At 33.5% G+C, this 15064-nt stretch carries 13 protein-coding genes, 1 tRNA gene and 1 pseudogene; 9 read left to right on the top strand and 6 right to left on the bottom strand.

The features are described from left to right. Positions 1-6 precede the first annotated feature (6 nt). Positions 7-258 (bottom strand): helix-turn-helix domain-containing protein, encoded by a 252-nt coding sequence (locus LK994_RS12055; protein WP_229760336.1) that lies wholly within the window; start codon positions 256-258, stop codon positions 7-9. Positions 259-432: 174 nt separating this feature from the next. On the opposite strand from LK994_RS12055, the pseudogene LK994_RS14620 reads away from it, so the two are divergent. From LK994_RS14620 to LK994_RS12035, 5 genes and pseudogenes are all read left to right on the top strand, one after another. Beyond that, positions 433-525, top strand: a pseudogene (locus LK994_RS14620) (transposase-like zinc-binding domain-containing protein); the annotation flags it as partial. 18 nt (positions 526-543) lie between these two features. After that, complete coding sequence (locus LK994_RS12050; RefSeq protein WP_229760335.1) at positions 544-801, top strand: hypothetical protein; 258 nt, start codon at positions 544-546, stop codon at positions 799-801. 538 nt (positions 802-1339) lie between these two features. Then, positions 1340-2503, top strand: a complete 1164-nt coding sequence (locus LK994_RS12045) for a ComEC/Rec2 family competence protein (RefSeq protein ID WP_229760334.1) — start codon at positions 1340-1342, stop codon at positions 2501-2503. A gap of 11 nt (positions 2504-2514) precedes the next feature. Next, positions 2515-4779, top strand: a complete 2265-nt coding sequence (locus LK994_RS12040; RefSeq protein WP_229760333.1) for a ThiF family adenylyltransferase — start codon at positions 2515-2517, stop codon at positions 4777-4779. A 107-nt stretch (positions 4780-4886) separates the two neighbouring features. Then, positions 4887-5468, top strand: a complete 582-nt coding sequence (locus LK994_RS12035; RefSeq protein WP_229760332.1) for a hypothetical protein — start codon at positions 4887-4889, stop codon at positions 5466-5468. 110 nt (positions 5469-5578) lie between these two features. Here the strand turns inward: LK994_RS12035 and LK994_RS12030 are convergent, their stop codons facing one another. The 3 genes from LK994_RS12030 to LK994_RS12020 all read right to left on the bottom strand — a co-directional run bounded on the left by LK994_RS12030 (position 5579) and on the right by LK994_RS12020 (position 8239). Next, positions 5579-6226 (bottom strand): hypothetical protein, encoded by a 648-nt coding sequence (locus LK994_RS12030; protein ID WP_229760331.1) that lies wholly within the window; start codon positions 6224-6226, stop codon positions 5579-5581. Between the two features lie 467 nt (positions 6227-6693). Beyond that, positions 6694-7881: a site-specific integrase gene (locus LK994_RS12025; RefSeq protein WP_229760330.1), complete on the bottom strand. Its 1188-nt coding sequence runs from the start codon at positions 7879-7881 to the stop codon at positions 6694-6696. Positions 7882-8154: 273 nt separating this feature from the next. Then, positions 8155-8239, bottom strand: a tRNA-Ser gene (locus LK994_RS12020). 135 nt (positions 8240-8374) lie between these two features. Between LK994_RS12020 and LK994_RS12015 the strand changes: the two genes are divergently transcribed. Together LK994_RS12015 and msrA are read left to right on the top strand one after the other, a co-directional pair. Then, positions 8375-8812, top strand: a complete 438-nt coding sequence (locus LK994_RS12015) for a CBS domain-containing protein (protein WP_229760329.1) — start codon at positions 8375-8377, stop codon at positions 8810-8812. Then, a complete protein-coding gene (gene msrA / locus LK994_RS12010) occupies positions 8799-9341 on the top strand; it encodes a peptide-methionine (S)-S-oxide reductase MsrA (protein WP_229760328.1) in 543 nt (180 codons plus the stop codon). The genes LK994_RS12015 and msrA overlap by 14 nt, the downstream gene beginning before the upstream one ends. Before the next feature lie 2 nt (positions 9342-9343). Here the strand turns inward: msrA and LK994_RS12005 are convergent, their stop codons facing one another. After that, positions 9344-11002, bottom strand: coding sequence for an ABC transporter substrate-binding protein (locus tag LK994_RS12005; RefSeq protein ID WP_229760327.1), 1659 nt, complete (start codon positions 11000-11002; stop codon positions 9344-9346). A 47-nt stretch (positions 11003-11049) separates the two neighbouring features. Between LK994_RS12005 and LK994_RS12000 the strand changes: the two genes are divergently transcribed. Both LK994_RS12000 and LK994_RS11995 read left to right on the top strand, forming a co-directional pair. After that, positions 11050-12747, top strand: a complete 1698-nt coding sequence (locus LK994_RS12000; protein WP_229760326.1) for a M1 family metallopeptidase — start codon at positions 11050-11052, stop codon at positions 12745-12747. 19 nt (positions 12748-12766) lie between these two features. After that, the gene (locus LK994_RS11995) at positions 12767-14281 is read left to right on the top strand and encodes a polysaccharide biosynthesis C-terminal domain-containing protein (protein WP_229760325.1); all 1515 of its coding nucleotides are present in this window, start codon (positions 12767-12769) and stop codon (positions 14279-14281) included. Here LK994_RS11995 and LK994_RS11990 read toward each other — a convergent pair. Next, complete coding sequence (locus tag LK994_RS11990; RefSeq protein WP_229760324.1) at positions 14278-15018, bottom strand: C40 family peptidase; 741 nt, start codon at positions 15016-15018, stop codon at positions 14278-14280. The two genes, LK994_RS11995 and LK994_RS11990, sit on opposite strands and share 4 nt — an antisense overlap. Positions 15019-15064 lie beyond the last annotated feature (46 nt).

The following is a 15064-nucleotide window of genomic DNA, read 5'->3' as shown; positions in this document are numbered from 1 at the left end:
TATTTTTTAGGTTATTAATTTCTCTACATCGTTTAGTTTATAGAACCATGTACCATTTACTTTTTTAGCATTTAATGTTCCGGTAACACGTAATCTTTGTAAAGTGCCATCTGATATATGAAGCATTTTTCGTACATCGGATGATCTAAGGAACTTTTGTTCAACATTTTTATTACCACCAATCAATAGCTGCAATTTTTCAATCGCCTTTAATACTTCTTCTATATCAGCTTTAGTTGCTATTTCGTTTAAATACATTGGTTAGATGTTAAACCGAGAATATATAAGAATGAATGTTTTAAACAAAACACAAATTTTAAAAAAAATAGTTTGCTATAATTTGGGATATAATAAACTGTAAGTGATATAATTATAAAATATTATTACATTTATAAAATCAACACAAATTATCTTGTGTGTGTGATAAATATCATGAAATGTATATATTGTAAAAGCTATTATTGTGTAAAAAATGGAGTTGATAGAAAGCGAAATCAACGTTACAAATGTGTCGATTGCAAGAAAACATTTACAAGCGCAAAAATGGCAAAATTGGCTATGCTGAAGCACAAACGTGTTGTTCTTCATTTAATTTTAGCAGGTTGTAAAGAATCGGAAATAGCTGAATATTTTGAAATCCGAGAAAGTTTGATAAAAAGTTGGAAAAAAACACATTTCAGAGAATTGCAGGAAATTTTACCTAATCAATCCTTATTATATATTAATACACTGGCACAAATTTATAATGCAATTGAGAAATCACGTATTGCAAGCTTACATAACAAACGGCACAAAAAGTAAGTTTATAATGAAATAAAGACTGCCAATTCATGACACTAACGTTACCCTATAAGTATTTATGACACATTATAATGTATTATTGGCAGGCAAACGGCACATTCAAATACACAAGAATAAAACCAATTTATTTAGCCAAAAAATACTAAAACACTTAGTATCAATAACTTGATTAAATTAACCACATTATGTGGAAAATTGCTAGTTTGACATTTTTGCATTTTATTAACTTTTGGCACAATCCTCGCTGTATGAGCGCATTGCTTGTGAGAGCATAGTGAGTTCAAATCCCCAAGAGGACTTTGGCATGGTAGCCTAATTAAGTAAGAATATAGATAATACCATTAAAGTTTCTCATTTTCTTCCCCTCTTCCTGATTTGATAAAGTGAATGTAATTATCATCGCCCATTTAGAAGTTAGTTACCAGATTATTAGGAGTTATAGCAATGTACTGCAGTTATATAAGTATGCAATTATGCTAATGATAACATGCAAAAAGACGAACCAACTTAACATTATAAACAACATAAACTAAAAAAAATGGACAATAAGATTAAATACTACCCAGTAGATAATGGAGACAATTCTCTTATTATATTAGAAGATGGGACATCAATTTTAGTAGATTGTGATATCAGACAAAGTTCTGTCGACAGCACTGATCCACTAATATTTGATGTAAAAAAAGATTTATTGAGCTCTATTAAGAAAAGAGATAAAAATCCGTTTGTTGATATTTTTATTTTAACACATGGCGACGAAGATCATTGTAGAGGATTTCGAAAACATTTTTATCAAGGAGATCCAAAAAAATATTCTGAAAAGAACAGAGATGCTAATGAAATAATTATTGATGAAATGTGGTTCTCTCCTATGATTGCAGAAGAATCAACAAATGAAGAAGAAGACGCTTATCAACTTGAAGCTGAAAGAAGAATAGAATTGCATCGAAAAAAGGATAATGACAGAAATCTCCCAGGCAATAGAATAAAAATTATAGGTTATGATGGCAATAAAGATTATGCGGAATTAAATCATTTAAGAGCAATTCCTGGAGATGTAGTAACAAAATTTAATGATAAAGAACAAAGTTTATTTTCGATTTTTATACATGCACCATTCAAAACACAACTAGCTTCAGCCGATCATGAAAAGAAAAATACTGCTAGCATTGTTTTTCAAGCAAGATTTAAGCAAAGCCTAACTTCAAAGAATTTTTCTACACTTGCCATGTTTGGTGGCGATGCCGATTATATCGCTTGGGGTGTTATTCTTGATAAGACAATCAATTCAGGAAAAGATGTATCGGAAAATGCGTTAGAATGGGATCTATTTTTAGCACCACATCACTGTTCATGGACATTTTTTAATGAACATGATAATAAAGATGAACCACAGGAAAGCTCCTTAGAAGTTTTAAAATACCAAAGAAAGGGCGGTATTGTTATTTCTTCAAGTAAAAAAATAGTAGATGATGATAAAAACCCACCTAGTTATTTAGCAAAAACTACATACATAGACAATTTAGAATCATCAGCAAAATTTTTAAATACTGCAATTGAACCTAAAGAATCTGGCCCTAAACCTATTGAGTTTATTATTACAGTAAATGGACCTGTAAGACCTCCGTCTACCAAAGTAGGGAATGCTACTGTTTCAGCTGGGGGCTCAGGTGCAGCGTCCACAATTGTAAAGCAAGGATAAAAGAGAAAAATATGCTTTTTAGTGAAGAATTAGAACCCTATACTGGAGAATTACCTGAATCTATTAATAATAGTATTAATGAGATCAAACGGTTCTTTAATTTGGAAGAAGTAGCGATTCTTAAATTTGATAATTATAACATAGCCATTCCTGTTGTGTTCACAGTGCCCATTCCACCAATGGGCACTGTAAATGATATTGATATAAGATCAGAAGAACCCATATTAATAAAATTCTCTTTAACTCAGTATCCGAATATAATCCCAAGAATATTAAGCAATCGAAAAGATTTTCCTAAAAAGTATTTGTCTCATTTATATGCAAGTGAAAATGAAACTGAGCCTGCTAGATTATGTTTAGTAAGAAATGATCCAAACGAATGGTTTTCAAATAAAACTACCCATGATTTATTGGCTGTCACAGAACAGTGGCTTTTTAAAGCCGCTATTGGAAAATTAGTTGATGATGGCGATGAATTTGACCCTATACGATTAGAAAGTTATAAAGGATATCATATTTACAAATACGATATGCTAAATAGAATTGTAAGTGAAAATTTAAGATTTACTTCTGAGAATCCGTTTGCAATATTATTAGGATATGTATATAAAGACGACTATCAAAATGTTCATAGTTTAACTTACAGAAGTTTATCGCTTATTCCATTTATAAGCATTGCAACTACGTTGGAGGCCATAAAAAAAATTAATACCAAACTCGAAGATAAAATAGAAGCATTCCCTCTGTTTTCAATATTAATTTGGAAAGAAGATAACGCTATTGAAAGTGATTATTATACTGAATTGCCTAAAAACTATGATGAATTAAAATTGTATTTTCAAGCGAGAAGTATTGACATAAATGACCTGATAACTAATTATCGAAACATTGACCTTCATTTACGTAATGGCATTCCGGTTATATATGCTATTAAAAGGCCAAAAAAAATTATTGGATACGATGGTGATTATGAGTTTATTAACTTTTTAATAAGTGCAGGTGAATTAAAAAAAAATAAAATTCCTGGTAGTGCAAAGGTGTCTATACAATCACATATAGAACCATTTAGTAAAGCGTTAGCCGAAAAAGTCTCAGGCGAAAAAAGAAATTCAAAGTCTTTTTATGTTGGTGCAGGATCTTTGGGCTCTAAAATTATTATACATGATGCCCGAAGTGGGAAAATGGATATAGGAGTAATAGATAGTGACGATTTTTTACAACATAATTTAACAAGACACGCTCTATATAATGGAAAAATTGGCCTTAATAAGGCGAATGCAGTAATAAAGGAAATAAAAGATTTATTTGAATCAGATAGCACCAATGGTTTTGTTGCTTATGATTATAAGATTCATAATATTTCAGATGAAATACTAAATAATTATGACTGGCTTATTGATACTACAGCTAGTAACAATGTTTTAAATTGGTTAGTTCAAAAAGAAGTTCCTGAAAACCTGAGTATTGCTCGCTGCGAAATAGTGAATGATGGAAAATTGGGATTATTATATATTGAAGGGGCAAACAGAAATCCGAGAATTGATGATCTTGTAAGCTTAGCATATTATGAAGCTGTCAAAAACCCAATTTTTGAAGATTGGAGAAAAAGAGATTCCGAACGAGAAGTTACAAATTTAAGTGTTGGACTAGGATGTAGTTCGTCAACTACTATTATGCCCGATGATATCATCTCTTTACATTCCAGCATATTTTCAAAGGTGCTACATAATGAAAGTGATAAACAAAACATATCCGACTTAGGTTTAATGTACGCAAGTATTTTTGACAATGAAGGACTGCCTATTATAAAAAGTGAAAGTCAATTAGTAGAACCTTTCGATATCTATTCCTGCAATGTTGGTAGCAAATGGGAGTTAAGAATGTTACCTGGGCTTAAAGATAAATTTTTTCAATTGTGTAAAGAAAAAGGTGATATTGAAACAGGCGGAGTATTAATAGGCGTCTCAAACTATAAGACTAAAACAATTCATGTATTTGATATAATACAAGAACCTCAGGATAGTAAAGGGTCATGCAATGGATTCATAAGAGGCGTTAAAGGACTACCTGAACAAGTGGAATATATAAAACAAAAAACTGGCCAAGTAATAGGCTATGTTGGAGAATGGCATACACATCCTATGGATCTAGAATCACTAAGTTGTAGGGATAAACAAACGATTGAGGAACTCATTACAATAAATAGAACAACACCAATTCCTACATGTGCAGTGATAGTAACAAACGAAAAAATTTTACCATTTATATTTGAATAATTATGAATAACTATTTCACCAAAGCTCGGTTATACCCTACTCTTATTACTATTATACCAGTAATAATTTTTTATTATTTTACATTAGGTACTAAACTTAACGATTTGATGAGCTACATAATTGCGGTTCCTATCATTTTACATGTTACAATTACTGGTAGTTTAATTTATGGGGTAATACAACTAAACCGATTTATTTCCAAAGAGATATTTCAAAGACTTTATTTCAAAGAAGAAATACATATGCCTACAACTAATTTTTTGTTACATTCTGATAAATCTTTAAGCAATGGCATGAAAGATAAACTAAGAGAAAAAATACATAATGAGTTAAACATCGCATTATTAAATCAACGGGATGAAAAAAAGAACGAAATAGAAGCTAGGAAACAAATAGCATTTGCAGTATCACAAATCAGGAATAAAACCAGAGATAATAAATTGTTATTGCAACATAATATTGAATATGGATTTATAAGAAACTTAGTAGGAGGAAGTTTAATAGCATTATTTGCATGTGTTGCAAACATTATTATCTTCAAAAACATCCATCCAATTAATATTGCTTACAAAGTCAGCATAGGGCTGCTTATTTTTTATGCATTGATTGTTCTTTTAAGTAAATGGGGTATTATGAGGAACGGTAGAGCATATGCCAAAGTTTTATTTGAGCAATATCTTAGTACGTGATTTTATTGAAAATATATAAAGCTTAAATTTTTGTGTATCTCGAAAATGGTCTGCTAGATTTGGCTAGTTATTTTTAATAAAGATGAATAATAGAGATATTATAACCTACTTCAATTTGCACTTACAGCATAATAAATTTTCTCAGAAGGGTTAAAACGAACATCAAAAGTGCTAATATTTAAAACAAGTCCTCCAAAAGCATTTTTGCCTCGGTATTTAACAACAACTACCCATCCCTTTTTTGATTGTTTTAGTATTTTGTAATTTTCAATATCAATACTATTTGGGTCATTTGCATATTGCTCTAAATAAGTTTGACAAGCATCTTTAAGTGCATAATCTGACATTGGTTGACCATATGTTAGATAATTTGATATAGCGGTTTTCATTTTTTTACTATCAATTAATTGTTGCCTAAGTTTATTCAATTTTGATGGCGAATCAACTTTAAAGGAAGGATCCTTTTGTAAAGCTGATAGTATTTCTTGCAAAACATTTTCAAGAGATACCTGATAATCTTCATACTGTGGAAATTGACCTTCCGTTTCTAATTTAACAGCATCCCATTTGTCTTGAAAATACTTTAAGTACTCTCCTTCTGTCATAGAAGGAATTTCATTTTTAACAGTCTCCGTAGATGTTCCATTTTTATCTTTGGTGTCCGTACAGCCCAATTTTTCATAAACAAATCCCATAAATAGAAATGCGCCTATGACTACTAAATATTGTTTTGTTTTGCTTTGTTTTGTGGGTGTCATATAATTTTTGTTTGAAATTGATAGTAACTAGCATAATAAATGGTCTAAATTCAAATCCTTACATCCTTCTTAATAAAAAGATTGCAATGATTGGCACAAGTAAAAGAGGGAATGCAATACACAGACATCCTACTACAACATATAATATGAATTTGAACATAATTAGTGATTTTGTCACTGCTTTGCTCTAACAGTTATTTAAATAAAATAGCGTGAGCAAAATAACAATCCCGTTGGAGGTACTGGTATACCTTGTGCAAGAAAGTAAATCACTCACGCTTTACGTGAGCATTCAACTTTTTCTCTGCACATTTTTAAATTACCAGTTTTCCAACGAAGAGAAATTAAACGCTATATGTTAAAATATTTTTATGTTTTTATATGCCTCTAGTTTTATTTTTTAATTTTTCAAATATAATTCTTTTTACAACCTATTCATGTAGAAGCAAATTTCAAATACCAGGTATTTAAACCGCTTTAAGTTGTTCATTGATTTTTACCATTTCATTGGACACCTTCTCCTCTATTATTTTACCATAGATTTGAGTAGTTCTAATATTGGTATGACCTAACATTGAACTTACAGATTCAATAGATGCCCCTTTTGTTAGCATTAAAGTCGCAAAAGTATGCCTTGCTGTGTGAGTGGTTAATTTCTTATTACATTCGCATAAATTGGCTATTTCTTTCAAATAAGCATTTTGTTTTTGATTGGTTTTAGTAGGAAGTAATCTGTCATTATATTGGCAAAATTCATTGTCTTTATATTTCTCAATAATTTCCCATGCTTTTGAAAGCAAAGGAATATTCGCAAGAATATCTGTTTTAGTACGTTTAATATTGATTTGTTTACCGCCGTTTATTCCAAGTACAATGTTTTGTTTACTAAGTTTTACAGAATCGGAATACGAAAGACCGGTATAACAGCAAAATATAAATACATCTCTTACTTCATTTAGTCTTTCATTAGGCAATATCTTGTTTTCAATGACATTCAATTCCTTCTCGGTTAAAAACTCTTTATCAATACGCTCCAATTTGCCCCTATAACGTTCAATTGGATTATTTTTTATCCATTCCTGTCTTACGGCAAAATTGATAACGGCTTTTAGGTTTTTGATATATTTTAAAGAGGTATTATGAGAACAACTTCTTGTAGTTTTTAGATAAAATTCATAATCTGTAGCAAAAGAGTAATTTAAATCATGCGGGAATAAATCATCTATTTTGTACTTATAGGTTAGAAATCGTTTTAGATGATCCAGCGACGTTTTGTAACGTTCATAAGTACCAATTGCATAATCCTTTCCAATTAGCTTCTTTACATGTTGTTCATTATAGTATTCATGGAGCTGTATTAAGGTGTATAATTTGCCCGATTTTCCTAAATGGGTATTTACAACAATTTCTGGGGTTATTAGTTTTCCTTGTGATTGAAAGTCGGCTCTAATATTTAGTAGATTTAGCTTAATTGTAGTCAATGTATGATTAGCAGTTTTAGCCACTTCAGTCGTTCCATTTATTTTGGCAGCCTTAGGATTCCATTTTTCATTTTGAGCCCAAATTTGGGTTGAAAACTCCCTTGATTTGCCTTGAATTGTAAGGCGACAATAAATTGGATGTTCTTTGTCTTTATTCGTTTTACTTCTGTGCATGAAAAACAGAATAGAGAATGTATTTCGGGTTGGTGTATTTACGTGATTCATGGACAACGATTAGTGTATTTTAATGGCATTAAGTTACAATTTAATACGTTAAAAATCAAATATTTACACGTAAATCATTGGATTGATTTTAAGAGGTAAAAAGACAAGGATATAGACATGTAAGGATGGGGTAAAATGATGGATTTTAAGGGGGTTAAAATGCAAAAAACCCATTAAATATTAGATTTTAATGGGTTTTGAGATAATTGAGCAATTATCAGGCGGAGAGAGAGGGATTCGAACCCCCGGACCTGTAACAGTCAACGGTTTTCAAGACCGTCGCAATCGACCACTCTGCCATCTCTCCGGCGCAAAAGTACGGAGCGGAAGATTTAATCCCAAAAAAATATTGAAATAATGTGTTTATTCTTGTTTTTATTTTTCAGATTCACTGATTTTTTGGGATTAAAGTTGTATTTTACAAGTACCTAAAAACTGTCGTATGAATAAAAAAGTTTCTGATGTACTTTCCCGTAAAGGCATCAATTTAATTGCTGTAACCCCCGACACATCAGTATTTGATGCCCTTACCATCATGGCTGAAAAAAATATCGGAGCAGTTGTTGTTCTATCAGGAGATGAATATGTAGGTATTATGACAGAAAGAGATTATGCCCGAAAAATAGTATTGAATCGTAAATCTTCAAGTGATACCAAGGTTACAGAAATCCTTTCGGATGATCTGCCTAAAGTGAGCCCGGCTGATAAAGTTGATTATTGTATGTCGTTGATGTCTGACAGGAATATCCGTTATCTGCCAGTTTTTGAAAATAATAAAGCGATCGGTATTCTTTCTATCAATGACCTGGTAAAAGAAACGATCTTATCTCAGGAAGAAACGATCAGTCATTTAACTAATTACCTGCATGCCGGACAATAATATTTCTGTTGCCACTTTAGGAACAGGCTGTTTCTGGTGTACCGAAGCTGTATTTCAGCAATTGAAGGGTGTTAATAAAGTAGCCAGTGGTTATAGTGGCGGCGCCACCCAACATCCCACGTATAAAGAAGTTTGTACGGGTACTACAGGTCATGCGGAATGCCTGCATATAGAATTCGATCCGTCAGTGATCAGTTTTGAGGAATTACTGGAAGTGTTTTGGAAAACACATGACCCTACTACGTTGAACCGGCAGGGAAATGATGTAGGTACACAATATCGTAGTGTGGTGTTTTACCATGATGCGGCACAAAAAGAGATCACTGAAAAATATATACAGCAACTTACCGATAGCAAAACCTTTAGTAGCCCTATCGTTACTACTTTGGAGCCATTCACTGTATTTTATCCTGCAGAAGATTATCACAAGAATTATTTTAACCTGAATGGAGATTCATCCTATTGTCAGTTTGTAGTTCGTCCTAAAGTAGAAAAATTTCAAAAAATGTTCAAAGACAAATTGAAGTAAGGTCAATTCTTTTTCGTTTCTCTGAGTTCCAGCAAGTTTATACTATTCGGATAAAACTGTTCAATATTTGGTTGCACCAAATGTATCACCATATCATACCACAATGGAACCACGGGTGCGTCATTGATAATTATTTTATCCATTTGTTGGTATAGCGCATATCTTATCGAGTCATTTTTTTCTGCGATGGCTCTTTCGTATAATGCATCATACGTTGGATTTTTGTAGCGTGTATAGTTTGGGGGCGCCGGGTTCTTGCTATAAAAAAGACTCAGGAAATTTTCAGCATCAGGATAATCTGCTATCCAGCTGCCTCTGAAAAACAACGCCTGTGATTTGGCTGTCTGTTGCAAAAGCAAACTTTTCTGTATCGTTTCTACCTGCACATTGATGCCTGTTTGTTTTAATTCGTTGGCAATATAACTTCCCAGGTCTGCATAGATAGGAATGGTTAATAGTTTGATGGCAGGCAGATCTTTCCCATCAGGAAATCCTGCTTCGGCCAGTAGTTGTTTTGCTTTGGCAACATCATAACGGTAACCAATAACTGCTGTATCGAAAGAAGGTAATCCCATCGGGGCAAAGCCATTTTCGGCTGCAGTGCCAATTGAATTACGCAGGTATAACATCATTTTTTTTCTATCGAATGCATAATTTATAGCCTGTCGTACTTTTTTTGATCGCAAAGGAGAATTTTTTACCAACTCATTGGTGCTATCTACCAATATACCTAAGTATTCTATGTTCAGGTATGGGTATTTTTGCAATATGAGTTTCCCCTCCCACTCTTTTTTCAAATTTCCTGATTTGGTTAATATCTCATCTTTAAAAGAAGCGTCAATATCATTGATAAAATCTAACCGGCCTTGTCGAAACTCTAAAAACTCTGTGGCTTTACTATCGAAGAAAGAAACTTTGATGCCGTCTAAATACGGTAAGCGTATTCCGTGCTTGTCAGTTTCAAAATAATGTTCATTCTTTTTTAACACCAATGCTTGTCCTTCTTCCCAGGCTACAAAGCTAAAGGGGCCGGTGCCAACGGGATGTCTGCGAAATTCGTTGCCATATTTTTCTACTGCTTCGTGCGGAACAACAGAACAATACTGCATACTTAATATGCCCAATATAGGTTGAAATGCACCTGATAATTTTAATTGAAAAGTTGAGTCATTAATGGCAGTAAAAGCATTGAGAGAGTCCACCCTATTGTTAAATATCCAAGCACCCGGGCTGGCAACACTTTTATCAATGATTCTTTTAAAACTATATACCACATCATCAGCTATCAGTCTTCTGCCCTTTCCATTACTAAAACAAGCATCATCATGAAAATTGACATCAGTACGTAAATGAAAAGTGATCAATATATTGTTATCGCTTATCTCCCAGCTCTTTGCCAATGAGGGCCGTAAGATGAGATCGCTGTCAATTTCCAGCAATGTATTATACAATTGATGCACCGGCCAAACGATGGCCTGGTTTTTTGCAAATGCAGGATCTAAAGAAGCAATACCTGATTGTTCGTTGTAATGAAATATTTTTTTATCGTGATGTTCATGGGTATTACAGGATGAAAGTTGCAGGGAATAAGTAATGAATAATAAGTAACAGGCATATTGCAAAGCTTTCCTGATTGCGGTATTATTATTTAAATGGTTCATAAATGCGATAAAAGAAAACTAAATTAGCATATAATAAACAAACAATAATGAAACATTTAGTAAGCGTGCTGCTCGTTTTTCATTTTTCATTTTTCATTTTTCATTATTCGATTGCTCAGTCATTTACACATGCGGATACTTTAAGAGGCAGCGTTGGCACAGGAAGAGACTGGTGGGATGTGTTGAGGTATGATGTGAATGTGAAATTTGATTTTGAAGATAGTACGATCAGCGGATACGCTAATATTGAGTTTAAAATTATAAGAAAGGGTATTGTCATGCAAATTGATTTACAGGAACCATTAGTTTTGGATAGCGTCTTTTATATCCGTAATGATACATTAAATAATGGTTTACTTAATAAAGGCATACTTACCGCCGCATCAAAAATTGAAAAAATCACCAGAGACGGTAACACTTATTTCTTCAATAACATTGCAGAAAAAAAATCTAAGAGAACTCATAAGTTAGTTATATACTATCACGGTAAACCACAAATAGCGATCTATCCTCCATGGGATGGTGGCCTTATCTGGAAACGAGATAAAAATAATAATCCTTGGATAAGTGTGGCTTGTCAAGGTTTGGGAGCAAGTGTTTGGTATCCTTGTAAAGATCATCAAAGTGATGAGCCGGATAAAGGAGCAAGCCTTACTATGACATTCCCTGATACATTGGTTGCAGTTGCCAACGGCAGGTTAAAAGAATCGGTTGATAATAATGACAATACCAAGACGGTAACATGGGAAGTAAAATCACCTATCAATAATTATGATCTTGCTTTTTACATTGGTAAATATGTTCACTTCGGCGAAACATACAAAGGTGTGAAAGGTAATCTCACTATGGATTATTGGGTGCTTGATTATGATCTGGAAAAAGCAAAAAAGCAATTTACTGATGCAAAAAGAATGATGAAGGCTTTTGAATATTGGTTTGGCCCCTATCCTTTTTATGAAGATGGATATAAATTGATAGAGGCTCCGCATTTAGGCATGGAGCATCAAAGTGGTATTGCTTACGGCAATAAATATCAGAATGGCTATTTAGGAAATGACCTGAGCCATAGCGGCTGGGGATTGAAATGGGATTTTATTATTGTACACGAAAGTGGTCACGAATGGTTTGGTAATAATATCACCACAAAAGATATTGCTGATATGTGGGTGCATGAAAGTTTTACCAATTACAGCGAAACATTATTTACTGAATTTTATTATGGCAAAAAAGCTGCTGATGCCTATTTGCAAGGCACCAGGGAAAATATCGAGAATAAGAATCCTGTCATTTCATCTTATGGGGTAAACAAAGAATCGGAAACTACTGATATGTATTACAAAGGCGCCAATATGATCCATACTATCCGGCAGGTGATCAATAATGATGCTTTATTCAGAAAGATTTTACAAGGATTAAATAAAACGTTTTACTATCAAACAGTCACTACCCGGCAAATCGAGGAGTATATCATCAAGCAATCGAAGATCAATTTCAGTAAGGTGTTTGATCAATATTTACGAACCATACAAATACCTGTTTTGGAATATAAGATCGAGGGGTACAAAATATCGTACCGTTATACAAATTGCATTAAAGGATTTATCTTGCCGTTAAAAATCAATGCTAAAGGACAGCGATGGATAAGGCCTACAGAACAATGGCAAACGCTTTCTCTTTATCCTGAAGGAGAAATAAATTTTTCAGTAGACCCAAATTTCTACATCAATACAAAAAAGGTAGAGTAATTTAGCAGCAAAGAAACCTATGTCTCAAATAAGAAAGCAAAGCATCATTTCCTCGGTAGTAGTGTATATCGGCTTTGCATTAGGTTTTGTCAATACCTATTTATTTACCCGTGAAGGAGGTTTTACAAAAGATGAATATGGCTTAACAGCTATATTTATTGCTATCGCCAGTTTGATGGCATCTTTCTCCAGTTTGGGGATGACGGTGTATGTTTCTAAATTTTATCCTTATTACAATGATAATCTGCCCAGAAAAAAGAACGATATGCTCACTTGGGCATTGCTGGTATCATTGATAGGATTTTGTTTGGTGGCTATTGCCGGTATTCAGTATAAAGACCTGATCATCCGAAAATTTGGAGGACACTCTCCCAAGCTGATCACTTATTATTATTGGGTTTTCCCTTTTGGGTTAGGACTTACCTTATATGGCATCGTTGAAAATTTTGCCTGGCAGATCAAAAAGGCAGTACTTGCTAATTTTTTACGGGAAGTGCAATTCAGGTTATTTACAACAATATTGATTGTGCTAACGATCATCGGTGTTTTGACTGATTTTGATCTATTCATCAAAATATATTCTTTTACGTACCTGGGCATCGCATTTATTATGATAGCTTACCTGATCGCAAAAGGATATTTTCATTTAACCTTTTCTGTCAGTATAGTTACAAAAAAATTTTACAAAAAGATATTGATACTTGCTTCATTTGTATTTGGTGGGAATTTTGTATTTACCATTTCCAGTGTTTTTGATTCTTTTTTGATTGCCTCCGTTTTAAAGGATGGATTGGCTGCTGTGGCAGTTTTTACATTGGCGCAAAACATAGCCAGTCTTATACAAGCTCCGCAACGTGGCGTTATTTCTGCTTCAATGGGACCATTGTCGCAGGCTTGGAAGGATAAAGATTTTGGACGGATCCAACGAATTTATCAGCGGTCATCGATCAATCAATTAGTTTTTGCTGTGGGGATGTTTTCCCTGATATGGCTGAATTTTACAGACGGCGTATTTACTTTTCACTTTCAAAAAGGATACCTCGATGCTAAATGGGTTTTCTTTTTTATAGGTCTCATGCGTATCGTAGATATGGGCACAGGTGTAAATGCACAGATCATTACCACTTCTGTTTTTTGGAGGTTTGATTTCTTTACGGGCCTGATCCTGGTATTCATTACTCTTCCTCTTGATTATGTGTTGACCAAGCATTATTTTGGTGTTGTAGGACCGGCAATAGCCAATCTTATTTCCTTTACTATCTACAATGCAATCCGTTATTGGTATATCAAAAAGAAATTTGATCTGCAACCATTTACCATTCAAACTTTGTATACCATCCTGTTAGGCTTGGGTACTTTTTTCTGCTGTTATTTTTTATTGGATAATTACCAGGGATTTGTTTGGATAGTGATCAGAAGTACACTTTTCTGTTTGATATACCTGGCGGGGATATTGTTGTTCAAATTATCACCGGATATACAACCGGTTTGGCAAACGGTGTTAAAAAGAGCAGGTATAAAAAAAGAAGACTAGTTGTCTTCTTCTGTAAAATTTGTTAGCGTGTCATCGCCTTGCTGCGGATATATTCTTCCACCTGAAATGAATTTCTTATCGTAATAAGGATCTGTAAGACTGCTGATAGTAACTCCATCATGCACACTGCTATGTACAAAATAATTATTACCAAGATAGAGTCCTACATGGCTTACACCACCACGGGTATTAAAAAACACCAGGTCTCCTTCACGTAAATGATCCCTGAAAACGATTCGGTTAGACACCTGGTATTGCTCTCTTGCAGTACGGGGAACAGTGATATTAAACACTTCCTTTAATAATTTTCCGGTGAATGCGCTACAGTCGATCCCAGCTCTGGTACTGCCACCATAACTGTAACGGGTACCCCACCACTGATCTATAAAACTATACAAAGCACTATTTGTAAAAGATTCAACTTCCATGTCCAGCATCATCGCATATTTAAATTGCCATGCTTCGCATGTTTCAATTGCACTGGATGAAGAAGCTGTAATCTGTTTTTCGGGAGCTTTATCTTTTTTTACGGGGGCAATAGTTTTTTCAGTATTTACCTCAGCTGAAGCAGGTGATACTTCAGGGGCAAATTCAATCCCATCAATAAATTTCAGTGATATCTTTTTGGCAGACTTTTGATTAAGTTTTTCAATATTGATATTCGTCTGGGCATCAGTAGTGTTGGTTGTGGTAGAAAAAATGCCAGCCATCACTACATAAATAAATAAGTTTTTCATACGTTAAATTTAAGTTTTCACGTAAGTACAACTTGATCTATTGTTA

Origin of the sequence: Ferruginibacter lapsinanis, from assembly GCF_020783315.1 — a bacterium.
GTDB classification, from domain to species: domain Bacteria; phylum Bacteroidota; class Bacteroidia; order Chitinophagales; family Chitinophagaceae; genus Ferruginibacter; species Ferruginibacter lapsinanis.
This window is presented reverse-complemented; position numbering and strand designations above follow the sequence as displayed.